Raw genomic sequence first — 22,203 nt, 5'->3', positions numbered from 1 at the left:
AGGAACAGAGCGTCGAGTCGCGGCTCAGCGCGGGAACGTCACGTAGAGCTGCGTGTAGAAGAGCCGGCCGTCGGGGGCGCGGGCGACGCCGATGCCGGTCGAGTTGAAGGGCCGGGCGAGGAGGTTTTCGCGGTGGGCGGGGCTGTTCTGCCAGCCCGTGAGGACGGCGTTGTTAGGGTCGGCCTCGTCGGTTTGCGCGACGTTCTCGCCGGCGAGCGTGAAGTCGCGCACGCCGGCGCGGTCGAGCCGGTTCCACCACTGATCGCCGTCGGGGTTCTCGTGCGCGAAGAAGCCGCGCTTCACCATGTCTTCGCTGTGGGCGCGCGCGACGGCGTCGAGGTCTGGGCGCCGTTCCAAGCGGATCAGGCGGTGCTCGGCGCGGAAGTCGTTGACCGAGGCGTGCAGCTGCTGCCCCAGGCGTGCGAGCTGCGGGTCTGCGGCGAACGCCCAGCGCGCGCCGATCGGGCCGACGAGCGCGAGCCAGGCGTAGAGGCCGAGCAGCATCCAGAACGCGTGGCGCGGCGTGCGCGGCATCAGCTCGGTCTCCGCTGCGCCATCACCACTCCGTCTGCGAGAGGTCGTCGCCGTCGTCGAGCGCTTCCGTCACGACTTCGCGCCTCACGAGTTTGCCCTTCTCGTAGATGGAGCGCGCGTCGATCTTGCCGTCGCCGTCGCGATCCTCGTCGCGGCGCGCGATGCGCTCCTCGGCATCGTAGGTCGTGACGAGGTCGAAGCGCCCGTCGCCGTCTCGGTCGTCGCGCTGCTTCGCGAGCTTGCCCTCGCGATAGAGCGTCTCGCGGTTGCGGTAGCCGTCGCCGTCGAGGTCCTGCTCCTGGCGCGCGAGCTTGCCCGTGCGGTCGTAATAACTCCACTGGTCCGCGCTGCCGTCGTGATTCGTGTCGCGCCGTTGGCGCGCGGGCGCGCCGTCCACGTACTCGACCCAGGTGTCGACGCGGCCGTCGAGGTTCGCGTCTTCCTCGACGCGCGTCTCGCGGCCCGTCACGGCGTCGAGCCACGCCGTGCGATCCTGCCGTGCGTCGCCGTTCTCGTCGTACTGCTCGCGCTCGGGCCGACCCTGCGCATCGCGATAGATCCAGTGATCCGGCGCGCCGTCCCCATCGCGATCGGCGACGCGGTCCGCGATCGGCGGCGCCGAGACCGCAGCGGCGCTCCTCAGGGGCTCGGCCGGCGCACCGTCGCGCGCTGGAGTCGTTACGGATGCGCGCGCCCCGCGCAGCGCCGCGAGCTCGTCCGCGATGCTCGCACCGCCCGCGCGCGGCGCTCGCGCCGCGACCTGCTGCGGCGCAGGGTTCGGGGCGGGTCCAGCGGCGTGAGCAGGCGGCGCCTGGCCGCGGCCCATGCGCTCGCGCTCGAGGATCTCGCGACGCATCCGCTCGACTTGATCCTGCGTGCTCTGCGCCGGATCGATGCCGCCCGAGCGGCTCGAGCTGGACTGCGAGGCGCCGCGCGCAGACTTCGCAGCCGCAGCCCCGGCGGCGACGGGCGCACCGAGCACGGCGGCGGGCACGCGCGCCACGCGCTTCAGCGCGCGCTTGCCCGAGCCCGGTTGCTGGTAGTCCTTCTCGTCGTAGACCGTGGCGCCGCCGAGCGAGGAGTAGCCATTCGGGCAGTTCGGCTCGCTGCCGAGCGGCGCCTGCTCGCCGGGCATGATCACCGTCGCGCACGCGCCGCGTTCGATCACGGGCGTCTCGCGGTAGTCCTTCCAGGGTGTGCTCTGCGCACAGCCGAATCCGACCAGCGCGACGGAGATCAGCACGCTCGTAGTTCGCATGAATGCCCCCGCATCCGGCGTGCGAGACGCACGCCCCCGGGCACGTTCGTGCAAGAAGCGTGCGCCCGGAGGCGGCGCGCCGCCGGAGCTTTGGCCGCGCGTGGAGATCGCGCGGGGTCCTGCACGCGCGTTGCCGCGCGCAGCCGACACGCAATTGTGTCGCGCGCTTCCGTCGCCGCGGAACGCACGTTACGCTTCCGCGTGACTCCGCTCGCTGCTCGCTTCGCGAGCGGCCTACCGTGGGCGCATGTGCGGACGCTTCACGCTCACGCGCTCGGCGGCCGAGGTCGCGGAGCACTTCGGCCTCGAGGCCGCGCCGGTACTCGTGCCGCGCTTCAACGTCGCGCCCACGCAGCCCGTGCTCGCGATCCGCGCGCCTCTCGGCACGCGCGAGGCGGTGCAGCTGCACTGGGGCCTCGTCCCGTTCTGGGCGAAGCACGCGGGCGACGCCGCCAAGCACATCAACGCGCGCGTCGAGACGCTGACGGAGCGCCCCGCGTTCCGCGAAGCCGCCGAGCGCCGCCGCTGCCTCGTTCCCGCCGACGGCTTTTACGAATGGCGCGGCGCCCGCGGCGAGCGCCAGCCCTACCACATCGCACTGCCGCAAGGCGAGCTGTTCGCCTTCGCTGGCCTCTGGGAGCGCTGGCGCACCCCCGCAGGCGGCGCGCTCGAGTCCCTAACAATCGTGACCACTGCCGCGACGCCGAACATTCGGGCGCTCCACGAGCGCATGCCGATCCTCGTCGATCCTCCGGGCTACGAGGCGTGGCTCGATCCGAGCGCGCGCGACGTCAACGCCGTGCTCGCGAAGCTCGCGGCGACGCGCGGCGCGCAGCTGACCCACCGCCGCGTCTCGACCCGCGTCAACGACGTCCACAACGACGACGCCCGCTGCCTCGACGAAGCCGAGCAGGGCGCGCTGTTCTGAGTGCCGCGGAGCAACGCGTACCTCTCCACGCCAGCTCCACCGCGAAGTCGAACCGACAACCCGCGTAGGTCGGCCGAGGCCGCAAGCGGAGCGCGCAGCAAACGGCGGAGTCTGCGGAGCCGTTTGCGGAGTCGACAAGGAAGATCGGCGAAGGCGGTCACGAGATAGCCGGAGACGTTTGTCCGGCTCGCTGTCGCTTGACGCAGTTACCCTGGGCAGATGAACGCCTTCGCCGAACGCCTCAGCGCGCGCGATCGCCTGTTCCTCGATCTCGAGGGAGCGAACGCGCCGCAGCACGTCGCCGTGTTGTGTTGGCTGGATGCGAAGCCGCTGCGAGGTGCGGACGGCGCGCTCGATCTCGCGCTGATTCGACGGCGCATCGAGGCGCGCCTGCACGCGGTGCCGCGCACGCGTCAACGCCTCGCGTTCGCGCCGGTCGATCGTCACCCCGTGTGGGTCGACGACGCGAGCTTCGATCTTGCGCTGCACGTGCTTCACACGGCGCTGCCGAAGCCGGGCGGCGAGCGCGAGCTCGCGAAGCTCGTGGGGCGGCTCGTCGCCGAGCCGGTCGATCGCGAACGGCCGCTCTGGGAGCTGTGGTTCATCGAGGGCGTGACGCGCACGCGCTGCGCGCTGCTCGCGAAGGTGCACCACTGCATGGTCGACGGCGTCGGCGGCTTCGACTGGTTCGGGCGGCTGCTCGTCAGCGCGAAGGGCGAGCAGATCGCGGAGCCTCCCCCGTGGACGCCGCGACCGGCGCCGGATCGCGACGAGTTGTTACGGCGCGAGATCGGGCACCGCGCGGAACGCTGGCTGGGCGCACTGCGCAAGCTGCCGCGCTGGCTCGAGAGCCGGGAGGAGCTGGAGTCCATCGCATCGCGCGCGGTCGAGCGCGCGACCACGCTCGGCGAGACGTTGTCTGCCGCGCTCGAGCCCGCGCCGACGACTCCGTTCAACGCGCCGCTCGGCCCGCTGCGTGGCTTCGCTTGGCGCTCGCTCGCCATGTCGCGTGTAGATGCGCTGCGCGCCGGGCTCGGGGGCACGGTCAACGAGGTCGCACTCGCGTGCGTCGCGGGCGCGCTCCGCTCACTTCTGATCGCCGAGGGGGCCGAGGTCGAGGGAGTCACGCTGCGCGCGAGCGTGCCGGTGAACCGGCGGCGCGCAGGCGACCCGGACGACGGCGGCAATCGCGTCGCGATCTGCGTGATCGAGCTCGCGGTCGGCATCTCCGACGTGCGCGAGCGCTATGCCGCGATTCGCGAGGCGAGCGCGCGCGCGAAGGCCTCACACCAAGTCGAGGGCCTCGAGCTGCTGGACGAGGTCGCCGAGCTCACCACGAGCGCGCTGGTCGGCGCCGCCGCGCGGGTCGCGCTGCAGAACCGCCCGTTCAATCTCGTCGTGACGAACATCCCGGGGCCGAGCGAGCCGCTCCGCTTGTTAGGCGCGAAGCTCCACGCGCTCGCCCCGGTCGTGAACCTGACCGAGGGAGTCGGCCTCGGCGTCGCGCTCGCGAGCTACGCGGGCCAGCTGAGCTTCGGCTGCATCGCCGATCCGCACCTCGTGCCCGGCCTCGCCGCGTTCGCCGACGCGATTCTCTCGAGCTTCGAGGAGCTGGAAAAGAGCGTCGCGTGAGTGAGCGCGGAGCGACCGAGCGCGTCGGCGCCCATTGGGCTCGCTTCCTCGGCGTCGCTCCCGACGATCTCTCGCGGCCCGGCATCGTCGTCACGCCACATGCCGCGCTCGGCAGCTGGCTCGGGGTCTGGTGCTTCACGCGGGGCGAGAGCTGCGTGATCTCTGCTGCTCCCGCCTGGATCGCGCGGCTCCGGGACCGTGCTGCGAACACAGGCGCGCGAGACGCCGCGCGCTGCGTGGAGCTGGCGCTTGGAGCCGCTACCGAACGGAGCGTCGGTCCTTCCTACCAGGGCTGGCTCGCGCCAGAAGGCTTCACTCCCGTGCGCTCGGACGACGTTCGCCAGCTGGCGCCGGAGGAAGGCGGCGCCCTCGAAACCGTGCGTGACGCCGCCGCGCCAGGCGAATGGGATCACTCAGGGATCGTCTCCGATCGCCCGCCCACGTGGGCCGCGTTTGCCGGTGCCAAGGTCTGCGCGCTCGGGCAGCTGCGTTCGCAAGCCGCGGCGGTCTCCGATCCCTGCGTGATCGCGCATCCGCGCTCGCGGGGCGCGGGATGCGGCACGCGCGTCGTGAGCGCCATGTGCGAGCACGCGCTCTCGCAGGGCGCGCTCGTGCTCTACCAGACGCTGCTCACCAACTCGCCCGCGCTCGCGATCGCGAGGCGGCTCGGCTTCGAGCACTACGCAACGCTCGTCGCGTTTCGCCTTCGCTCCGTCTAGAACCGATCTCGGGATTCCGGACCGCGCCCGGCGACGAGAGGAACGCGAGGTGGGTTCTAGTCCGGGATCCTGAACGCGTCGCGCGCGGCGCCGACGCGCGATGCCGCGAGCATCAGATCCACGTCGGCCTCGGTCGCGTCGCCGAGATTCGCGGTGCGCGCGTACCCGCGCAGCGCGGTCTTCGCCATGTGCACGGCGATCTCGGGCTTCGCGGCCATTTGCTGCGCGAGCTTCGCCGTCTCGGCATCGAGCTGCGCAGGCGCAACGTTTCGGTGCACCACGTTCCAGCGCTCGGCCTGCGCGCTGTCGAAGCGATCGCAGGCGAGGATGATCTCGCGAGCGCGCGCGGCGCCGACTTCGTAGATCAGCTTCGGCGTGGCGCCCCATAACAACGGGAGCCCGAGGTCGACCTCGGGAACGTGGAACACCGTGTCGCTCGCCGCGACGCGGAAGTCGCAGCACAGCGCGAGCGCGAGGCCGCCGCCGACCGCGTGGCCGTGGACGCGCGCGATCGTGATCGCCTCGCAGTCCGCGATCGCGGCGCACGCGCGGCGCCCGATCTGTCCCGCCCAGCGCCGCTCGCGCTCCGTCGCGCCCGAGGAGCGCCGCGTGCGCCCCGACGCGGGCGGATCCTTGCGGTCCGCGCCGGCGCAGAACGAGGCGCCGCGCCCGCCGAGCACCACGACGCGCACGTTCCACTCGGTGTTGATGCGCGAGAAGCAATCCGCGATCTCGTCGAGCGCGGTCGTGTTCAGCGCGTTGCGCTTCGCGGGACGACTCAGCCACACGCGCAGGATTCCGTTCGGCTCCTGCGCGAGCTCGAGCGTCTCGTACTTCGGCAGCGTCATTTCGCGCGCAGCTCTTCCAGTGCGGCGCGCCGTGCGTCATCGGACGCGAACGTGAAGGTCGCCATCACGCGATCGACCGAGCCGCCGTAGCGCGTCTTCAGCAGGGGCGGGATCTCGTTCGGAGAGCCCACGACGGCGAACTGCTCGAGAATGTCGTCCGTGATGCGGCGGCCCATCTCGTCCCACTCGCCGCGCTTGCTCATCGTGTTCAGCTCGGTCTGCAGCTCGCCCCAGCCGTGCTTCTCGAGCACGGGGCGATACGCGGGGGTCGAGCCGTAGAACGCGATCTGCTTCGTCACCGCGGTGCGGGACTGCTCCCAGCTCTTCTCGTCGAGGCCGGTCACGACGAAGACGGGGTAGGCGAGCTGGAACTCGCTGCGCTTCTTGCCCGCTTTCGCGAGCCCGCGCTCGATCGCGGGAATCGTCTCTTCCTGCACGTACTTCGCGGTGGTGAAGGCGTGGATGATCATGCCGTCGGCCGCTTCGCCCGCGACCTCGGTCATCATCGGCCCGACCGCGGCGAGGAAGACCTTCGGTGCGCCGTACTTCGTGTCGGTGGGCGTGAACATCGGCGTCATCAGCGTGTGCGCGTAGAAGTCGCCGCGGAAGTTCAGCTTTTCGCCCTCGTGCCAGCACTTCCAGATCGCGCGCATCGCGAGGATCAGCTCGCGCATGCGCGCCGCCGGGTGCGACCACGGCATGCTGAAGCGCTTCGTGATGTGCGGCGCGATCTGCGAGCCGAGGCCGAGGATGAAGCGGCCCTTCGAGTACGCGTTCAAGTCGTGGCCGATGTTCGCCAGCGTCATCGGGCTGCGCGCGAACGCGACCGCGATCGAAGTCATCAGCTCCGCCCGCGTGGTGTGCTCGGCTGCGAGCAGCAACGGAAAGAACGGATCGTGCGAGGTCTCGGCGGTGATGATGCCGTCGTAGCCCTGCGCCTCGAGGCGCCGCGCTTTCTCCGGAACGTGCGCGAGGTCCGAGGCGTTGAGGCCGGCGTCGATCTTCATGGGTTGGGCTCCTGGGAGTAGGGTTCAAGCCTAATCAATCGAGCAGCGCGAGAGGCGGAGGCGCTTCGATGAACGCGCGTTCACGGCATCCCCGCGCCGGGTGCGTCGACACGTACGCGTTCGACGCGCGCGCTGCGCAGGCGGCGGCATTCGTAGGGGTCGATCGTGGCGCTGGTCAGCGCGAACAGCGTGCGGCGATCGGCGCCGCCGAGCATGCAGGCGATCGCCATGCGCTCGCCGCAGGCGATGCGTTGCGAGACGCGGCCGCCTTCGTGCACGCGCACGAACTCGCGGCTCATCGGCGACGCGACCCAGATCGCGCCCTCGGCGTCGAGGCAGATGCCGTCGGGCACCGCGCCGCCGTCGAGCGCAGCCCACACGCGGCGGTTCGAGAGCGCGCCGCTGGAAGGGTCGAGGTCGAACGCGGTGAGCCGGCGCCCGAACGACTCGCCCACGATCAGCGTGGCCCCATCCGGCGTGATCACCGCGCCGTTCGGGAACATCAGATCCGTCGCCGCCACGGAAGCGGCGCCGCCCGGCTGCACGAGAGCGAGCTTCGCGGCGCTCGGCTTCTGGCCGGTGTGGATGTCGAAGCCGAAGTTGCCGACATACGCGCGGCCCGCGGCGTCGACCACCATGTCGTTGCAGTGGTAGGACGCGATCCCTGACAAGTCGGCGTGCGTGACGAGAGCGCCGTCGGCTTCGCGGCGCAGCAGCTTGCGGTCTTCCATCGACACCACGAGCAGGCGCCCGTCCGGCAGCCAGCCGAGGCCGCTCGGGCATTCGGGCACGCGCGCGATCGCTTCCACCGCGCCGTCCTCGCTCGCCGCGTAGACGCGCCGCGCGTGCATGTCGCTGAACCACAGGCGCCCCTCGTGCCAGCGCGGGCCCTCGAGGAACGCAAAGCCGTCGAGCCACGGTTCGAGCTGCGCCACGCGTCGTCTCCCAGCGAGCCGCGCAGCATGCCGCGCCAGGCGCAGGCGGCGCTAGGCGCAGCGGGTTACGACTGCTCCTGTTCGTCTGCGAGCACGGCGTCCATCGCCCGTAACAACACGGGAAACCACTGCGGCTCGTCGTGCGGCTCGGCGCGGCGCTCGATCGGCAGGTTCAGCACGCGACCGTCGCGGCGATACGCCGCCTTCGAGCCTGGCAGCGAGGCTAGCCGGCCCTGCTCGAGCAGCGCGAGCACGGCGTGAATCACGTCGAGCGTGAGCCCTGCCCAGATCACGCGGTTTCCGGGCAGCACCATCTCCGTTTCGTGGCGCTCGTCCCCCGCGAAGTGCTTGTGCAGCGCGGCGAACGTGACCCAGTCGCGCTCGCGCACGAAGGCGAGGATCGCGTCCTCCAGCTCGGGGCCGCTCGGGCGGTCGCTCATGCGAGGCCGTCGAGGTGGTGCACCTCGTTGAAGCGGTGAAGCCGCGGCTCCGGGTGGAGCGTGAGCTCGCTGACGGCGGCGTTGTCCATCACGCGGCGCCACACGCCGGGGTCGCCATCGAGCAGCAGGCCGAACGCGAGCGTGAGCGCGCCGCCGTGTGAGACGACCACGACGCGCTCGCCGGCGTGGCGCGCCGCGATCGTGCGCAGTGCGCCCGCGAGGCGCTCGGCGACGGCGCGCGCCGACTCGCCGCCGCCCGGGCGCCAGTCGGGCTCCTTTGCCATGCGCTCGAACAGCCTCTCCTCGCGCACGAGCTCCGCGTAGCTGCGGCCCTCCCACGCGCCGAGGTCGTACTCGCAGAGCGCCGCCTCGGTCGCGACCGCGAGGCCGACGCGCGCCCCGATCGCCTCTGCCGTGCGCCGCGCTCGCGTGAGCGTGCTCGCGTAGAGCGCGCGCACGTCGCCGCGCGTGCGCGCGACGTGCAGGCCGACGCGCGCGGCCTGCCGCTCGCCGCGCGCAGTCAGCTGCGTGTCGAGCGAGCCGTGCCAGAGCCCGGAGATGTTCGCGGGCGTCTCGCCGTGGCGAACGAGAGTGAGCGTGCAGGGCGCGGCGCGGAGCGACATGGGGCGAGCACGGTAACGGAGCCGCGCGTCGCCGCGGCCGCGTCAGACACCCGCGTTGCGTTGCCCGCCGGGCGCCTCCAGCCACGCCGCGATCAGCTCCCGCAGCCGCTCGGGCGTGTTCGCGCTCGGGTCGGCGACGACGTGCGCGACGAGGTGCTTCAGCGCGGCGCCCACGCGCGGGCCTGGGCCGCAGCCAAGCGCCGCCATCACCTCGTCGCCGCGCAGCGCGAGGTCTGCGGGGCCGAAGGGCGCGCGCTCGGCCGCCGCGAAGCCGGCGCGCAGCGCGGCGAGCTTCGCGTCCCACCACACGTTCTGCTCGATCGCGCACTCGGCGCTGCGCAGCGCCAGCAGCGCCGCGACGGTCTCGGCGTCGCCGCAGCGCTGCCGGATCTTGCGCGCGCTCGCCTCGCTGCCGTCGAAGCCCGCGTCGAGGGGGTGCAGCGAGAGCAGCCGGTCGATGCGGCGCGCGCTCGCGCGGCCGAAGCGCAGGCGGGCGAGCACGCGCCCGCGGACGGCGCCGCGCAGCCACGCCGCGAGCCGCAGCGTCAGGTCGGCGGGCATCGCACCGATCACGGCGGGCGCGTCGTCGCGCGCGCCGGGCACGAGCGCTGCCTCGATGCCGGTCCTCCGTAACAACTCGAACGCCGCGCGCGCGTGCGCGCCCACGAGCGCACGCGTGAGCTCGGAGCGCAGGCGCTCGGGCGCAACGCGCTCGAGCGATGGCACGCTCGCGCGCATCGCCGCCTCGATCTCCGCGTCGGGCGTGAGGCCGAGCTCGGCGAGCAGGCGCGCGGCGCGCAGCGCGCGCAGCGGGTCTTCCTCGAAGCGCGCGGCGGCGGAGCCCACCGCGCGCAGCTGCCGCGCGGCGAGGTGCGCGCGCCCGCCGTGCGGGTCGATCAGCCGCTGCGCGTGCGGGTCGAACGCCATCGCGTTCACGGTGAAGTCGCGGCGCGCGAGATCCGCCGCGAGATCGGTGCCGCGGTAGGTCGTCACGTCGACGGGGCCGGCGGGCGTCGGCACCAGCGCCGTGCCGTGGCGCGCGCTCGCGCCGACGGGAATCGCGCGCGGGAAGAGGGCGAGCAGCGCATCGACGGGAGCCGAAGTCGCGACATCCCAGTCGCGCACTGGCCGCGCGAGCAGCGCGTCGCGCACGCCGCCGCCGACGAGCACGGCCTCGTGCCCGTGCGCGCGCAGCGCGTCGCACAGCGCGAGCACGGCGGGCGGCGCTTCGATCTGCATCGCGCGCAGTGTGTCCGCCGCGCGCGCCTCGCGCGAGCCGAGCGCAGGCGCAATCGTGCCGCGATGCAGCTCCGCTTCCGCTCGCCCGGTACTCGCCTGCGCGTATCCGACGTGCTCGAGCGCGTGCGGCCAGCGCACGGCGTGCAGAAGGTGCTGCGCGACGGCCGCCTCCATTTCGCGCGGCTCGGCGGCGTAGGAAGCGAATGGCAGGTGGGCGCGCCGATCCGCGACCTCCACGCGGAGATTCCACCCGCGAGCGCACTCTGGCTCGACGATCGGAGCGAGGCCGCGCTGCCGCTCGCGACGGGCGAGGCCTTCGACCTCGACGCGCCGGCGTTGCCGTGGCCGTCGGGCGTCGTCCCTGTGCGCGGCGGCTCGCGCTTGTCGTTCGAGGTGCTCGAGGCGCGAGGCGAGCGCTCGCGCGTTCGTTTCGAGTGTGAAGGCGAGGGCGCTACGCGCGCCCTGTCGTGGCTCGCGCAGGCTGGGTCGCCCGCGATCGGCGACCTCGCCCACGGCGGCTCGCTCGCGCGCGAGGGCGAGCCGCTGTTCGCGAACGAGGGGCAGCTGCGCATCTCCGAGGCGGCGCGGCGCGCGCTCGCAAAGGGGCATCCGTGGCTCACGCGCGATCGCGAGAGCGAAGACGACGGCCGCTTCGCGCCGGGAGCCATCGTCGAGCTCGTGAGCGAGGGCGATTCGCTCGGGCTCGCGCGCATCGAGAGTGGCCCGCACCTCGTCGCGCGCATGTGGCATGCGGGAGCTCCGCACGCGGCGCGGTCACGCGCGCCAGCGCCGAAGCCCGCATCGATCGAAGAGCGCGTGGCGCGCGCGCTCGCTCGGCGCGAGAAGCTGCGCGCCGAGCGCAGCAGCGACTCGCTGCGCCTCGTGCACGGCGAGGCGGACGCGCTGCCGGGACTCTTCGCGGATCGCTTCGGTCCGCTCTTGCGCGTGCTCGTGGCGGGGCGCGCAGCGCTGCCGCTCTGGGAGCGGGCGAGCGCGGCGCTTGCCCGCGCGCTCCGCGAAGAGCTCGGCCACGAGCCGAGCACCGTGCTCGTGTTGCAGCTGCGCCCGCAGCCGCCGGGTGAGCTCACGTGCGTGCGGCAGCTGTCCGGGCCGGCGTTGCCCGAGCCGCTCGTGGTGCACGAGGGCGCGCTCGCCGTCCGCATCGAGAGCGGTCTCGCCGAGCCCGCGCGTCCGCATCCGGGCGTGGGCTTCTTCCCCGATCAGCGCGCGAATCGCGCGCGTGTGGCCGCGCTCGTTCACGCCAGCGGGCGCTACCTGAACTTGTTCGCGCACACCGGCGCCTTCAGCGCGGCGCTGCTCGCGGCGGGTGCGGCCGAGGTCGTGAGCGTCGATCTGTCGGCGCCTTACCTCGCACGGATCGAAGAGAACCTGCGGCTCTCGGCGCTTCCGCTCGAGCGACACCGCAGCGTGAAGCGCGACGCGCGCCGGTATCTCGCAGAGCTCGCGGCGGACGAGCGCTTCGACGGCATCGTGCTCGACCCGCCGACGGCGGCCGCAGCGGGCGCCGAGTTCTGGAGCGCGCGGCAGGGCCTCGAAGGCTTCGTTGCGGCGTGCCTCGCGCGAGTGCGGCCAGGCGGGTTCCTGCTCGTGACCACGAACGACCGGCGCTCGGCGGGGCGGCTCGCCGAGCGGGTCGAAGCCGCCGCACGAGCGGCGAGCTGCCGAGTGGCGCTCGCGCACGCAGGTCCCGCGCAGGACTTCCCGGCCCTGAAGCGCTTTCCCGAGGGCGCTGCGTTCGAGGGAGTGCTGGCGACCCGCACCTGAGGACTCGCATTCCGGGGGGAGCGCAAGTCCGCCCGCCACGAATGCAAGCCCGCGGCCACTCATCTCGAAACCGACTGGGGGAACTGCGCCGATGTCGATTCGGAGCCGATTTGCGGGAGCCGCGACCTTCGCCGGGCTGCTCTTCGCCGCTGCGCTGCCGGCGAACGCTGCACCCATCCAAATGTGGCTACAACCGAACGGGGGATTCGGCTTCGACGCGGCGTCGAGCGGGGCGGCCTCGGGCGCAGGCATCGAGTTCTTGGTCGACAGCACGTTCTTCTCGAACCCGTCGCCCGGCTCGCCGCGCGTCACGATCACGACGCCGTCGCCGATTCCCGGCCATAGCGTGCAGGGCGCGACGAAGGCGAACCCGAGCACGGGCGACAGCACCTGGACGGTGCGGGCCGTCGATCGCGCTTATCAGGATCTCTGGATCGTGATTCAGGGCCACGATCCGAACGATTCGAACGCGTCCCACTACAACGACAACAGCCGGATCGGACTCGTGATCGATCCGACGGACCCGAACTGGGCGCTCGTCCACCCGACGGGTTTCCCCAACGTCACGTATCTCGCGTACTACGTCGGTGATCTCGCTCAAGGTGCCAGCTTCGATGTTCCGATCAGCTACGCCGTGGCGATGGCACTGAAAGTCGTGCAGACGAACCCGCTGCTCTGCGTGTTCCCGCAATACCGCGTGAACTTCCTGGAGCTCGCGCAGGTTCCGGAACCCGCTGTGATCTCTCTGCTCGCGTTCTCCGGCACGATGCTCGCGGTGCGAAAACGCCTGAAGAGGTGAAGCGATGATGCGATCCGGTGGGGGGATCGCAGCAGCGCTGCTTGCGACGTGCGTGCTCACGGGTTCCGTGCGCGCGGACGAGCAAGCTGCGCATCTGCTGCGGGCGAGCACTTTGGCGCGTTCGGGGAAGTGCAACGAAGCGCTCGCGCTGCTGGCGCAGACGGGCGCGACGGGCGCGCGCGCGGCGCTGCTGCGCGGCCAGTGCCACATCGATGGCAAGCGCTGGGCGGAGGCCGTCGCAGCGCTCGACGAGGCGCAGCGCGCGCAGCCGGGCATGCCCGACGCGCAGCTGCCGCTGCTGATCGCGCGCTACCAGGTGGGCGACCGCCAGGGCGCGCGTCAGGCGCTCGACGCGATGCCCGCGAGCGCGCAGCAGCGCGCGGAGTATCACCTCTACCGCGGGTTGTTGTTGCTCGATGGCTCGGACAACGCCGGCGCCGGCGCCGCCTTCGACCGCGCGCGCGAGCTCGCGCCCGGCGAGATGGCTCCCGTGGCGGCGTACTACAGCGGCCTCGCGTGGCTCTCCGCGAAAGATCGCGCGCGCGCGAACGCCTCGTTCGACCGCGTGATCGCGCTCGCGCCCGGCAGCGAGTGGGCGAAGCAGGCCGAGGCCGCGCGCAAAGGGGTCGCCGCAGCGCCGCTCGCGCGCTGGGGCTTCCTGCGCGTCGGCGCCGAGTGGGACAGCAACGTCGTCCTGCGCGGCGAGGGCGTCGACCTCGACACCGACATCTCGAACGAGCGCGATGGACGCGCAGTGTGGGTGGCGCATGCGGGCGCGGAGCTGTTCCGGCGCGGCGACTGGTCCGGCGGTCTGAGCGGGACTTATTACGGCTCGGCGCACTTCGATCTCGGCGATTTCGACGAGCACCACCCGACGCTCTCGCCGTGGATCGACTACCGGATCGACGAGACCACGCTCTTCCGCCTCCGCTACGACGTGGGCTACGCCTGGATCGACGGCGACGGGTTTCTGTTCGACCAGCAGCTCACGCCGACGCTCTTCAAGAATTGGGGCGACGCGGGGCGGTCGCAGTTCAGCGCGCGCGTGGCGCGCCTCGACTACGAGTTTCCGGTGCTGACGCCGCCCGTCGGCGCGCCCGGCGCGGGCAACTCCGACTACCGCGATCGCGACGGCTGGGGCTACGGGCTGACCGCGCAGCATGCGTTCCCCGTCAGCAAGGAGAGCGAGCTGTACCTCGGCGCGAGCTATCTCGGCTTCGCCGCCGAAGGCCGCGAGTACGACTACCAGGGAGGCGAGCTGTTCTTCGGCGGCGAGACGATGCTGCCGCTTCGGATCGAGGCGCGCGCGGTTGCCGGCGTCGGCTGGCTGCCGTTCGCACACCGCTCGAGTTATCAGGACCCACCCGGCAGCGGCCTGTATGAGAGCCACCCCCGCGAGGATGTCGCGTGGCGCGCGCGCGTCGAGCTCGAACGCGAGCTCGGCGCCGGCTTCTCCGTGCTGGCGCACTACCGCTACCAGAACCGCTGGTCGAACGTCGACGTGTTCGACTACGACCGCCACGTCGCGGGGCTCTACGTAACCTATTCGCTCGGGCGGTAACTCACTGGCGGGAGAAACCCGCCATGCTGAGCCGAAGCTGCCGAATCCCTGCGCTGTGCCTGCTTCTCGCGGTTGCGCCCTTCGCGGCCGTTGCCGACGGAGCGGGTCCGATCAAGCGCGCGCACACGAGCGAGGCGCCGCAGCCTCGCGCTGCGGAGCGCACGGAGTGCGTGCCGAGCGGCCCGGTCGGCTCGGTCGCGAGTGTGGCTGGCGACGCGCGCGCCGTGAGCCCCGACGGCTCGTCCCGCGCGCTCGCGTGTGACGACGTCGTGAGCGCCTGCGACATGATCGTGACGGGGGCCGACGGCAGCGTCGGCATGCTCGTCGACGACGCGATCGTGCAGGTCGGCGCGAACAGTGCGGTGCAGCTCTCCGCGCGCCCTGCGCCCGAGGTCGCCGTCGACCGCGGCGCGGTGCGCGTCGTGGACGTGCGCGACACCGCCGCGCAGCGCGTGCAGCTCTACACGCCGCAGCTCGCGGCGGGCACCGGCCGCGGCGATGCGGAGATCACGCGCGACGGCGATGCGGTGCGCGTCTGCGCGCACGACGAGCCAATCGTCGTGATGGCGCGCGACGGCGCGAAGACCGTGCCGGCCGGCAGCTGCTTCGCAGCGGACGGCAGCAGCGCGGTGCTCGGCGGGCTGGCCGGCGCACCGAGCGTCGCGCTCGGCGACGGCGCGACCTGTCCGTTCTACGTCGCGGGCGTGCCGAGCGTGGTGCCGCCCGTGAGCTCGCCGCCGCCCGGTGGTCCCGGCATCGACCCGTTCGACCCGCCGGGCCGCGACAGCTGCGACGACCCGGGCTCGGGCTGCACGGCCGTTTGCGAGATCTGCGACGACCCCGATCCGGGCGCGGGCTGCGGCTTCCCCGGCTCGCCCTGCGACGACTGAGCTGCCGGTGTTCTGCGCGCGAAGGATGTGACCGCCGCCGCACCCTAATCACTCGCGCTCGCGTAGGCTGACGCCGCGAGGGGGAAGTGATGGCGTTCGCAGGCAGCGAGATCGAGTTCGCGAGCAACGGGGAGCGCGCGCGCGGCTACCTGAGCGTGCCCGCCCGCGGCCATGGTCCCGGCGTGATCGTGCTGCAGGAGTGGTGGGGGCTCGTCGACCACATTCGCGAGGTGTGCGATCGGCTCGCGCGCGAGGGTTTCGTGGCGCTCGCGCCGGACCTGTATCGCGGCGAGTCGACCGCGGACCCCGACGTCGCCGGGCGCCTGATGATGGACCTCGAGCTGCCGCGTGCGGCGCGCGACCTCGAGGGCGCGATCACGGCGCTCGTGAACCATCACGCCGTGAACGGCGGCAAGGTCGCCGCGATCGGCTTCTGCATGGGCGGCCAGCTCGCGCTCTACGCGGCGGCGCTCAGCCCGCGCATCTCGGCGGTCGTCGATTGTTATGGCGTGCATCCGAACGTGCGCATCGACTTCACGAAGATTCGCGCCGCGGTCATGGGTGTCTTCGCCGAGCGCGACGCGTTCGTTCCGCCGGAGACCGCGCATCAACTCGAGGCCGATCTGCGCGCCGCGGGCGTGCGCACGGACTTCACGGTGTTCGCCGGCGTCGACCACGCCTTCCTCAACGACACGCGGCCCGCCGAGTACGACGCCGCCACCGCGCAGCGCGCTTGGGGTCGCATTCTCTCGTTCCTGCGTGCCGGGCTCTCCTGAGGCGCGCGAGGGGGTTCGCATGAAGAACGTGCTGTTCGCGCTGACTCTCGTCGTGGGCGGCTTCGCGGCGTTCGTCGCGACGCGGCCGAGCGAGTTTCGCATCGAGCGCTCCACCACGATCGCGGCGCCGAGCGAGATCGTGTTCGAGGAGATCGACGACTTCCGGCGCTGGGCCGCCTGGTCGCCGTGGGAGAAGATGGACCCCGCGATGAAGCGCGAGTACTCGGGGCCTGCTTCCGGCGTCGGTGCGACTTATCACTGGATCGGCAACGAGCAGGTCGGCGAGGGGCGCATGACGATCGTCGAAAGCGCGCCCGCGCGCGTCGCGATTCGCCTCGAGTTCGTGACCCCGATGAAGGCGACCAACGACGTGACGCTCGAGCTCGGGCCGGCGGCTGGCGGCACCGACGTCACCTGGGCGATGACCGGCAAGAACGACTTCATGGCCAAGGCAGCCGGCCTGTTCATGGACGTCGACGCGATGGTCGGCGCGGACTTCGAGCGCGGCCTCGCGGATCTCACGAAGGTCGTCGAAGCGCGCTGGGCCGCGGAGCGCGCCGCGCGCGAAGCCGCCGAGGCAGCGGCCGCAGCGGCGGTCACGGAGGCGGCGGCGGACGCGGCTGCGCCGGAAGCGCCGCCCGAGAGCTAGCTCGTCGCGGGGAACACCTGCGTCGTCTCGAACACTTCCCAGCTCGCGAACACGCCCTCGCGCGCGTACGGGTCGCTCGCCGCGATCGCGCGCGCCTCGGCGATGTTCGCCGCTTCGAGCACGATCACGCTCCCGCGCGGCGTGGCGTGCTCGTCGCGCAGCGGGCCCGCGAAGCGAATCTTGGCAGCGTGCGCGCCGAGGCTCTCGAGGTGAACGGGGCGCACCTTCGCGCGCTGCTCCGCGGAGCCTTCGCGGTCACGACCGATCCACACGAACAGCGGCATCGCGCTCCCTCCCACCGACTGGCAGGCGCGATCTTCGCTCGGCTTCGGACGCTTCGCCCCGCTCGTTACGCCTCGAGCAGTGCGATCTCCGAGGCGTCGGTGAGCGGGCGCAGCAGCTCGAGGCGCAGCGCGAGCCCGCCGGGCGCGCGCTCGACGTGCATCTCGACGAGCGCCTTGCCCGGAATCTCCCAAAGCGGGAAGAGCTCGATCGCCGAGTCGCCAGCTTCTGCCGCGCGTCGCGTCGGCACTTTGGAGGCGGCGAGCACGATCTCCGCGACCGCGTGCGTGTCGTCGCAGGTGAGCTGGCGGAAGTTCAGTGCGCGATCGGGCCCGAGGCCGCTCACGAGGGGGCGGGCGCCGGGCCGCAGCGTGATCACGTCCATCGCCGTCGCGAGCGCGTAGCGGACCATGCGCGTGAGGGTGGGCTCGTCGATCGGGCGCAGTGCGGCGGGCATCTCGGCTTCCTCCAGCGCGCAGCGGCAGTGCGGCGCGTGGAGGACTTGTCGGAAGCAGGCGCGCGGGCTTGAGAGGTTTTTTGCGTGTGGCTTGCACGCGCGTGAGAGTCAGCCGAGCCAGCGGCCGAACGGCGCCTCGAGCAGCCCGCGAGCAGCGAGCCGAGGAGCGAGACCCGCGCCGGCTCAGCGCTTGCGCATGTTCGCCGCGAGCACGCGCTTGCGCAGGCGCAGCGACTGCGGCGTCACCTCGAGCAGCTCGTCTTCCTCGATCCACTCGAGCGCGGACTCGATCGTGAGCTGGCGCGGCGGCGTCACGATCGTGTTCTCGTCTTTCCCCGCGGCGCGAATGTTCGTGAGCTTCTTCGCGCGCACGATGTTCACGTTGAGGTCGCCCGCGCGCGCGTTCTCGCCGACGATCTGGCCCTCGTACACCGGCGTGCCCGAATGCACGAACAGCGTCGAGCGCTCCTGGATGTGGAACATCGCGTACGGCGTCGTCTTGCCCGCCTCGCTCGCGATGATCGCGCCGACGCCCCGGCCGGCGAGCGGCCCCGCGTAGGGCTCGTAGCCGCGGATCGTGCGATGCAGCACGCCTTCACCGCGCGTCGCAGTGAGGAATTGTCCGCGGTAGCCGAACAGCCCGCGGCTCGGCACCGCGAAGTGCAGCCAGGTGCGGTTGCCCTGGGGCTCCATGTCGAGCATGCGGCCCTTGCGCACCGCGAGGCCTTCCATCACCGCGCCCGCGTACTGCTCGGGCACCTCGGCGATCACGTCCTCGACCGGCTCGCACAGCGCGCCTTCGACTTCGCGCGGGATGATCTCCGGGCGCGAGACGGAAAACTCGTAGCCCTCGCGGCGCAAGTTCTCGATCAGGATCGCGATCTGCAGCTCGCCGCGGCCGGCGACCTGGAACGTCTCGGTCGATTCGGTGGGCTCGAGCTTGATCGAGACGTTGGTGAGCGCCTCGCGCTCGAGCCGCTCGCCGATCTGCCGGCTCGTCAGGAACTTGCCCTCGCGTCCCGAGAACGGCGACGTGTTCACCGAGAACTTCACGCGGATCGTGGGCGGGTCGATCGCGATGCGCGGCAGCGGCGTCGGATCGCTCGGGTCCGCGACCGTGTCGCCGATCTGCACGTCGTCGATGCCCGCCACGATCGCGATGTCGCCCGCTTCGGCGCTGTCGAGCTCGACGCGATCGAGGCCCTTCGTGCCGAACAGCTTCGTGATGCGGAACGGCTCGGGCGCGCCCTTCTCGGGGATGCGCACGACCGGCACGCCGCGCGCGAGCCGGCCGCGGATCACGCGGCCGATCACGAGACGCCCCAAGAACTCGTCGTAGCCGAGCGTCACGGCCTGGAACTGCAGCGGTCCCTTGCGGTCGACCATCGGCGCCGGCGCGTGCGCGAGGATCGTCTCGAGCAGCGGCCGCAGATCCTTCATCGGCTCGTCGAGACTCAGGCCGGCGATCATCTGCTTCGCGCTGCAGAACACGACGGGGAACTCGAGCTGCACGTCGTTCGCGCCGAGCTCGACGAGCAGGTCGAACACCTCGTCGACGATCGCGTCGCCGCGCGACTCGGGGCGATCGATCTTGTTCACGACCACGATCGGGCGCAGGCCGTGCTCGAGCGCCTTGCGCAGCACGAAGCGAGTCTGCGGCATCACGCCGTCGACCGCGTCGACCAGCAGCAGCACGCTGTCGACCATGCCGAGCACGCGCTCCACCTCACCGCCGAAATCCGAGTGGCCCGGCGTGTCCACGATGTGGATGTGCACGCCCTCGTAGTCGATCGAGGTGGTCTTCGCGAGGATCGTGATGCCGCGCTCGCGCTCGATGTCGTTCGAGTCCATCGCGCGCTCTTGCATCGCCTGATTCGCACGCAGCGCACCGGTGAAACGGAACAGGCCGTCGACGAGCGTGGTCTTGCCGTGATCGACGTGCGCGATGATCGCGACGTTGCGCAGGTCGGTGCGCGGAGCGCGCGCGCCAATCGAGTCGGTGACCGCCATGAGGCGCGGCACCTTAGGGATTCGAGCGAGCGTCGCTACCGCCTTGACCTCGCTCGCCCGCGGCTCGCTGCGCGGTTCGCTGGCGGCTGCGCGCGCGCGTGGGCTGTCAGCGGCGGATGCGCTTCCCGCGGCACACGCCGGCGACGCACCGGTCGCCCGTGGTGTTGCGGCGGCCGTCGTTGCAGAGCGTGCCGTCCGGGCGCGCGATCTCGATGCAGCCGCGCGCGGGATCGCAGCTCGGAATCGAGCACTGCTTCGGCGCGCCGCAGCTGAGTGGCGTGCCGGCGCTGCACGATCCCGTCACGCTGCACGACTCGGCGCCGTTGCACGCGTTGCCGTCGTCGCAGTGCGAGGCCTGCGTGCACTGCGCAGGCTGGCAGCGGCCAGCCGAGCACATGCCTGCCGAGCTCGGGCCGGCGCTGCAGTGAGTGCCGTCGGGAACCGGAGTGTGGGTGCAGCCGTTCGGACCGCAGTCGTCGGCGGTGCACGACTCGTTGTCACTGCACTGCGTGGGATCGCACATCGACTTCGCGACGCGGATCTCGTTCGACTTCGGCGAGTCGCCGGCGCTGTTGTACGCGACCAGCGCCACGTAGTAGTCGAACGACGAGTCGAGCGTGAGCGTGGCGCGGCCGAGTCCGTCGGGATCGATCGGCACGACGCCGAGGTCGAGCACCTGGTCGTAGAGCGATGGCTGCGGGCCGACGTGCACGCGATAGCCACCGACGGTGCCGCCCGGCGGCATCCACACGATCACGTGATCGCGCGGCGCGGCGCCGAGGTTCACCGGCGTGAGCAGGAGGAGCGCGCTCAGCAGGCCGATGCCTGCGGCGCGAGCGGCGGAGAGGAGGGGGGTGCGCGTTTCCATCGCTGCATCGATTCGGGCGCCATCGCCGCGGCGATCGTGAGGACACGCACGAGCGCGCGAGAAAGCGAGCGCGCTGCGGTGACGGCGGGCACGCGATGCGCAAGCGATGTGTTGCCGTCAGGCGATGCCGAGTCGCCGCAGCTTCTTGTGCAGCCCTTCGCGCGTGATGCCGAGCGCGCGCGCGGTCTCCGCGCGGCGGCCGCTGTGCCGCGCGAGGCTGCGCTGGAGTACGAGCGTCTCCACGCGCGCGAGAGTGACGCGCAGCGGCTCGCCGCCGGCGGGCAGCGCCTCCGCGAGATCGACGTGCTCGCCGAGGCGCTGCGACAGCCGCGCCGCGGGAATCTCCTCGCCTGGCTCCGAGAGCGCGAGCGCGCGCAGCATCTCGTTCTCGAGCTCGCGCACGTTGCCGGGCCAGGTGTGCGCGGCGAGCAGCGCGAGCGCGTCCGTTGCGAGCGCGCAGCCGCGTTTGCCTTCGCGCTCGCCGTGCGAGGCGAGGAAGTGCGTGGCGAGCGGCGCGATGTCGGCGCGGCGCTCGCGCAGCGGCGGCAGGCGCAGCGGGAACACGGCGAGGCGGTAGTACAGGTCTGCGCGAAACGCGCCGCGATCGATGTCGCGCCGCAGCTCGCGGTTCGTCGCCGCGATCACGCGCACGTCGACGCGCTGCGTGCGCGTTCCGCCCACCGGCCGAACCTCGCGCTCCTGCAGCGCCCGTAACAACTTCACTTGGAAGGGCAGGGAGGTCTCGCCCACTTCGTCGAGGAAGAGCGTCCCGCCGTCCGCCGCGACGAACAGCCCTTCCTTGGCGCGGTCGGCCCCCGTGAACGCGCCTCGCGCATGGCCGAACAGCTCGCTCTCGAGCAGCCCTTCCGGAAACGCTGCGCAGTTGAGCGCCACGAACGGGGCGCGCGAACGCGCGCTGCCGGCGTGAATCGCGCGCGCCATCACCTCCTTGCCGGTGCCGGTCTCGCCGGTGAGCAGGACCGTGGCGTGCGTGGCTTGTGCGCGTCCGACGAGCGCGAGCACGCGCTGCATCGCCTCGCTGGCGGCGACGACGCCGCGCAGCGCTGGCTTCGCAGGGCGGCGCGCGAGGTCCGCGAGGCGCGGGTAGCGCGCGGGATCGTGCGTGAGCAGCACGTCGGCCGCGCCGAGGCTGCGCAGCCGTTCCGCGAGCGCGTCGCTGCCCACGTCCGCATCCATCACGACGCACGCGAAGCTCGTGAGGGGCAGCGCGAGCGCGTCGCTGGCGTCGCGCGCCCAGACGAGGTCGAGCTCGGGGCACTGGGCTGCAGGGTTGGCCTGCAAGCCCGCGGGATCTCCGATCCACAAAATCGACTGCGGTCGCACGGCGGGACTCCTTCGCCGGATGCGAGGAGCAAGGCGTGTGCCGCCCAGCAAGCCGCGAGCGGTCGCGAGAACGGCCGCTCGCGTGCGCCGCGGCCGCTCGCGCGCGGTCGCGCTTTGACGCAATTCGGCGCGGTTCGTCAGCGACGGCGGTTCACGCGCGAGGACGCCGCGCGTTCACGGCAGGCTCAGCGTCTGCCCCTCGTGCAGCTGCGCGGGATCGCGAATCTGGTCGCGGTTGGCTTCGTAGATGGCGTTCGCGTGCGTCTCGTCGCCGTAATGACGGAGCGAGATCGTGGCGAGCGTCTCGCCCGCAGCGACGACGTGCTGACGGGCGGGCGGCGCGCCCGTGGCCGGTTCGTAGACGGCCTCGGGGCTCGGTGACGCAATCTCCGCGGCGCGCGTCGGGGGCGCAGCGACATCGGGCAGCTCGCCCGAGGACTGCGACGTCGCGAGGTCGGGTCGTCGCTCAGACCCGAGAGATCCGCGCAGATTCGCCCAGGCGACGAACACGAGAAGCACGACGGCTGTGGTCAGGAGCGCAGCGCGCATCAACGGAACCCTGGTGGGGAGGCTGGTCGATCGTACGCCTCGCCCAAATCCAGCGCGTGATCGAAATCAC

At 72.0% G+C, this 22,203-nt stretch carries 23 protein-coding genes; 9 read left to right on the top strand and 14 right to left on the bottom strand.

Features of this window, described 5'->3' with window-relative positions; genetic code table 11:
- Nucleotides 1–24 precede the first annotated feature (24 nt).
- Together FJ091_14720 and FJ091_14715 are read right to left on the bottom strand one after the other, a co-directional pair.
- Nucleotides 25–534 (bottom strand): CAP domain-containing protein, encoded by a 510-nt coding sequence (locus FJ091_14720; GenBank protein ID MBM4384604.1) that lies wholly within the window; start codon nt 532–534, stop codon nt 25–27.
- Nucleotides 535–556: 22 nt separating this feature from the next.
- A complete protein-coding gene (locus FJ091_14715) occupies nt 557–1,792 on the bottom strand; it encodes a hypothetical protein (GenBank protein MBM4384603.1) in 1,236 nt (411 codons plus the stop codon).
- A 247-nt stretch (nt 1,793–2,039) separates the two neighbouring features.
- On the opposite strand from FJ091_14715, the gene FJ091_14710 reads away from it, so the two are divergent.
- The 3 genes from FJ091_14710 (at nt 2,040) to FJ091_14700 (ending at nt 5,071) form a co-directional block, all read left to right on the top strand.
- Nucleotides 2,040–2,720: an SOS response-associated peptidase gene (locus FJ091_14710; GenBank protein ID MBM4384602.1), complete on the top strand. Its 681-nt coding sequence runs from the start codon at nt 2,040–2,042 to the stop codon at nt 2,718–2,720.
- Between the two features lie 219 nt (nt 2,721–2,939).
- The gene (locus FJ091_14705; protein MBM4384601.1) at nt 2,940–4,352 is read left to right on the top strand and encodes a wax ester/triacylglycerol synthase family O-acyltransferase; all 1,413 of its coding nucleotides are present in this window, start codon (nt 2,940–2,942) and stop codon (nt 4,350–4,352) included.
- Entirely contained in the window at nt 4,349–5,071 is a 723-nt protein-coding gene (locus tag FJ091_14700; GenBank protein ID MBM4384600.1) for a hypothetical protein, read from the top strand. The genes FJ091_14705 and FJ091_14700 overlap by 4 nt, the downstream gene beginning before the upstream one ends.
- A gap of 56 nt (nt 5,072–5,127) precedes the next feature.
- Here the strand turns inward: FJ091_14700 and FJ091_14695 are convergent, their stop codons facing one another.
- From FJ091_14695 to FJ091_14670, 6 genes are all read right to left on the bottom strand, one after another.
- Nucleotides 5,128–5,919: an enoyl-CoA hydratase/isomerase family protein gene (locus FJ091_14695; protein MBM4384599.1), complete on the bottom strand. Its 792-nt coding sequence runs from the start codon at nt 5,917–5,919 to the stop codon at nt 5,128–5,130.
- A complete protein-coding gene (locus tag FJ091_14690; GenBank protein MBM4384598.1) occupies nt 5,916–6,926 on the bottom strand; it encodes an LLM class F420-dependent oxidoreductase in 1,011 nt (336 codons plus the stop codon). Before FJ091_14690 ends, FJ091_14695 begins: the two co-directional genes overlap by 4 nt.
- 80 nt (nt 6,927–7,006) lie before the next feature.
- Nucleotides 7,007–7,777 (bottom strand): SMP-30/gluconolactonase/LRE family protein, encoded by a 771-nt coding sequence (locus FJ091_14685; GenBank protein ID MBM4384597.1) that lies wholly within the window; start codon nt 7,775–7,777, stop codon nt 7,007–7,009.
- 149 nt (nt 7,778–7,926) lie between these two features.
- Nucleotides 7,927–8,301 (bottom strand): hypothetical protein, encoded by a 375-nt coding sequence (locus tag FJ091_14680; protein MBM4384596.1) that lies wholly within the window; start codon nt 8,299–8,301, stop codon nt 7,927–7,929.
- Nucleotides 8,298–8,924 (bottom strand): histidine phosphatase family protein, encoded by a 627-nt coding sequence (locus FJ091_14675; GenBank protein MBM4384595.1) that lies wholly within the window; start codon nt 8,922–8,924, stop codon nt 8,298–8,300. The genes FJ091_14680 and FJ091_14675 overlap by 4 nt, the downstream gene beginning before the upstream one ends.
- A 42-nt stretch (nt 8,925–8,966) precedes the next feature.
- The gene (locus FJ091_14670; protein MBM4384594.1) at nt 8,967–10,163 is read right to left on the bottom strand and encodes a CCA tRNA nucleotidyltransferase; all 1,197 of its coding nucleotides are present in this window, start codon (nt 10,161–10,163) and stop codon (nt 8,967–8,969) included.
- A 63-nt stretch (nt 10,164–10,226) separates the two neighbouring features.
- On the opposite strand from FJ091_14670, the gene FJ091_14665 reads away from it, so the two are divergent.
- The 6 genes from FJ091_14665 to FJ091_14640 all read left to right on the top strand — a co-directional run bounded on the left by FJ091_14665 (nt 10,227) and on the right by FJ091_14640 (nt 16,623).
- The gene (locus FJ091_14665) at nt 10,227–11,948 is read left to right on the top strand and encodes a class I SAM-dependent methyltransferase (GenBank protein ID MBM4384593.1); all 1,722 of its coding nucleotides are present in this window, start codon (nt 10,227–10,229) and stop codon (nt 11,946–11,948) included.
- A 91-nt stretch (nt 11,949–12,039) separates the two neighbouring features.
- Complete coding sequence (locus FJ091_14660; GenBank protein ID MBM4384592.1) at nt 12,040–12,747, top strand: PEP-CTERM sorting domain-containing protein; 708 nt, start codon at nt 12,040–12,042, stop codon at nt 12,745–12,747.
- Between the two features lie 4 nt (nt 12,748–12,751).
- Nucleotides 12,752–14,308, top strand: a complete 1,557-nt coding sequence (locus FJ091_14655) for a tetratricopeptide repeat protein (GenBank protein MBM4384591.1) — start codon at nt 12,752–12,754, stop codon at nt 14,306–14,308.
- A gap of 23 nt (nt 14,309–14,331) precedes the next feature.
- On the top strand, nt 14,332–15,198 hold the full coding sequence (locus tag FJ091_14650; GenBank protein MBM4384590.1) for a hypothetical protein: 867 nt from the start codon (nt 14,332–14,334) through the stop codon (nt 15,196–15,198).
- An 89-nt stretch (nt 15,199–15,287) separates the two neighbouring features.
- Nucleotides 15,288–15,974, top strand: a complete 687-nt coding sequence (locus FJ091_14645) for a dienelactone hydrolase family protein (protein ID MBM4384589.1) — start codon at nt 15,288–15,290, stop codon at nt 15,972–15,974.
- 19 nt (nt 15,975–15,993) lie between these two features.
- Complete coding sequence (locus tag FJ091_14640) at nt 15,994–16,623, top strand: SRPBCC family protein (GenBank protein ID MBM4384588.1); 630 nt, start codon at nt 15,994–15,996, stop codon at nt 16,621–16,623.
- On the opposite strand, the gene FJ091_14635 is transcribed toward FJ091_14640, so the two are convergent.
- The 6 genes from FJ091_14635 to FJ091_14610 form a co-directional block, all read right to left on the bottom strand.
- A complete protein-coding gene (locus tag FJ091_14635) occupies nt 16,620–16,907 on the bottom strand; it encodes a hypothetical protein (GenBank protein ID MBM4384587.1) in 288 nt (95 codons plus the stop codon). The two genes, FJ091_14640 and FJ091_14635, sit on opposite strands and share 4 nt — an antisense overlap.
- Nucleotides 16,908–16,972: 65 nt before the next feature.
- Nucleotides 16,973–17,362 carry a hypothetical protein gene (locus FJ091_14630; protein ID MBM4384586.1) on the bottom strand — a complete coding sequence of 130 codons (390 nt, stop codon included), beginning with the start codon at nt 17,360–17,362 and terminating at the stop codon, nt 16,973–16,975.
- Between the two features lie 183 nt (nt 17,363–17,545).
- Nucleotides 17,546–19,372, bottom strand: coding sequence for a translational GTPase TypA (gene typA / locus FJ091_14625; GenBank protein ID MBM4384585.1), 1,827 nt, complete (start codon nt 19,370–19,372; stop codon nt 17,546–17,548).
- A gap of 106 nt (nt 19,373–19,478) precedes the next feature.
- The gene (locus tag FJ091_14620) at nt 19,479–20,240 is read right to left on the bottom strand and encodes a fibronectin type III domain-containing protein (GenBank protein MBM4384584.1); all 762 of its coding nucleotides are present in this window, start codon (nt 20,238–20,240) and stop codon (nt 19,479–19,481) included.
- Nucleotides 20,241–20,357: 117 nt separating this feature from the next.
- Complete coding sequence (locus FJ091_14615; protein MBM4384583.1) at nt 20,358–21,584, bottom strand: sigma 54-interacting transcriptional regulator; 1,227 nt, start codon at nt 21,582–21,584, stop codon at nt 20,358–20,360.
- 174 nt (nt 21,585–21,758) lie between these two features.
- Nucleotides 21,759–22,133 carry a LysM peptidoglycan-binding domain-containing protein gene (locus FJ091_14610; protein ID MBM4384582.1) on the bottom strand — a complete coding sequence of 125 codons (375 nt, stop codon included), beginning with the start codon at nt 22,131–22,133 and terminating at the stop codon, nt 21,759–21,761.
- Nucleotides 22,134–22,203: the final 70 nt, after the last annotated feature.

Source organism: Deltaproteobacteria bacterium (genome assembly GCA_016875395.1).
Classification (GTDB): Bacteria; Myxococcota_A; UBA9160; order UBA9160; family UBA6930; genus VGRF01.
Note: the sequence above shows the minus strand (reverse complement) of the source record. Positions and strands in the feature narration are given on the sequence as shown.

Bases quoted from the DNA above. Each gene is read 5' to 3' on its own strand.
- FJ091_14635 (MBM4384587.1), bottom strand. From the start codon at position 16,907: ATGCCGCTGTTCGTGTGGATCGGTCGTGACCGCGAAGGCTCCGCGGAG.
- FJ091_14620 (MBM4384584.1), bottom strand. From the start codon at position 20,240: ATGGAAACGCGCACCCCCCTCCTCTCCGCCGCTCGCGCCGCAGGCATC.
- FJ091_14640 (MBM4384588.1), top strand. From the start codon at position 15,994: ATGAAGAACGTGCTGTTCGCGCTGACTCTCGTCGTGGGCGGCTTCGCG.
- FJ091_14650 (MBM4384590.1), top strand. From the start codon at position 14,332: ATGCTGAGCCGAAGCTGCCGAATCCCTGCGCTGTGCCTGCTTCTCGCG.
- FJ091_14710 (MBM4384602.1), top strand. From the start codon at position 2,040: ATGTGCGGACGCTTCACGCTCACGCGCTCGGCGGCCGAGGTCGCGGAG.
- FJ091_14665 (MBM4384593.1), top strand. From the start codon at position 10,227: ATGCAGCTCCGCTTCCGCTCGCCCGGTACTCGCCTGCGCGTATCCGAC.
- FJ091_14720 (MBM4384604.1), bottom strand. From the start codon at position 534: ATGCCGCGCACGCCGCGCCACGCGTTCTGGATGCTGCTCGGCCTCTAC.
- FJ091_14670 (MBM4384594.1), bottom strand. From the start codon at position 10,163: ATGCAGATCGAAGCGCCGCCCGCCGTGCTCGCGCTGTGCGACGCGCTG.
- FJ091_14655 (MBM4384591.1), top strand. From the start codon at position 12,752: ATGATGCGATCCGGTGGGGGGATCGCAGCAGCGCTGCTTGCGACGTGC.
- FJ091_14610 (MBM4384582.1), bottom strand. From the start codon at position 22,133: ATGCGCGCTGCGCTCCTGACCACAGCCGTCGTGCTTCTCGTGTTCGTC.
- FJ091_14680 (MBM4384596.1), bottom strand. From the start codon at position 8,301: ATGAGCGACCGCCCGAGCGGCCCCGAGCTGGAGGACGCGATCCTCGCC.
- FJ091_14690 (MBM4384598.1), bottom strand. From the start codon at position 6,926: ATGAAGATCGACGCCGGCCTCAACGCCTCGGACCTCGCGCACGTTCCG.
- FJ091_14630 (MBM4384586.1), bottom strand. From the start codon at position 17,362: ATGCCCGCCGCACTGCGCCCGATCGACGAGCCCACCCTCACGCGCATG.
- FJ091_14695 (MBM4384599.1), bottom strand. From the start codon at position 5,919: ATGACGCTGCCGAAGTACGAGACGCTCGAGCTCGCGCAGGAGCCGAAC.
- FJ091_14685 (MBM4384597.1), bottom strand. From the start codon at position 7,777: ATGCACGCGCGGCGCGTCTACGCGGCGAGCGAGGACGGCGCGGTGGAA.
- typA (MBM4384585.1), bottom strand. From the start codon at position 19,372: ATGGCGGTCACCGACTCGATTGGCGCGCGCGCTCCGCGCACCGACCTG.
- FJ091_14660 (MBM4384592.1), top strand. From the start codon at position 12,040: ATGTCGATTCGGAGCCGATTTGCGGGAGCCGCGACCTTCGCCGGGCTG.
- FJ091_14715 (MBM4384603.1), bottom strand. From the start codon at position 1,792: ATGCGAACTACGAGCGTGCTGATCTCCGTCGCGCTGGTCGGATTCGGC.
- FJ091_14675 (MBM4384595.1), bottom strand. From the start codon at position 8,924: ATGTCGCTCCGCGCCGCGCCCTGCACGCTCACTCTCGTTCGCCACGGC.
- FJ091_14705 (MBM4384601.1), top strand. From the start codon at position 2,940: ATGAACGCCTTCGCCGAACGCCTCAGCGCGCGCGATCGCCTGTTCCTC.
- FJ091_14645 (MBM4384589.1), top strand. From the start codon at position 15,288: ATGGCGTTCGCAGGCAGCGAGATCGAGTTCGCGAGCAACGGGGAGCGC.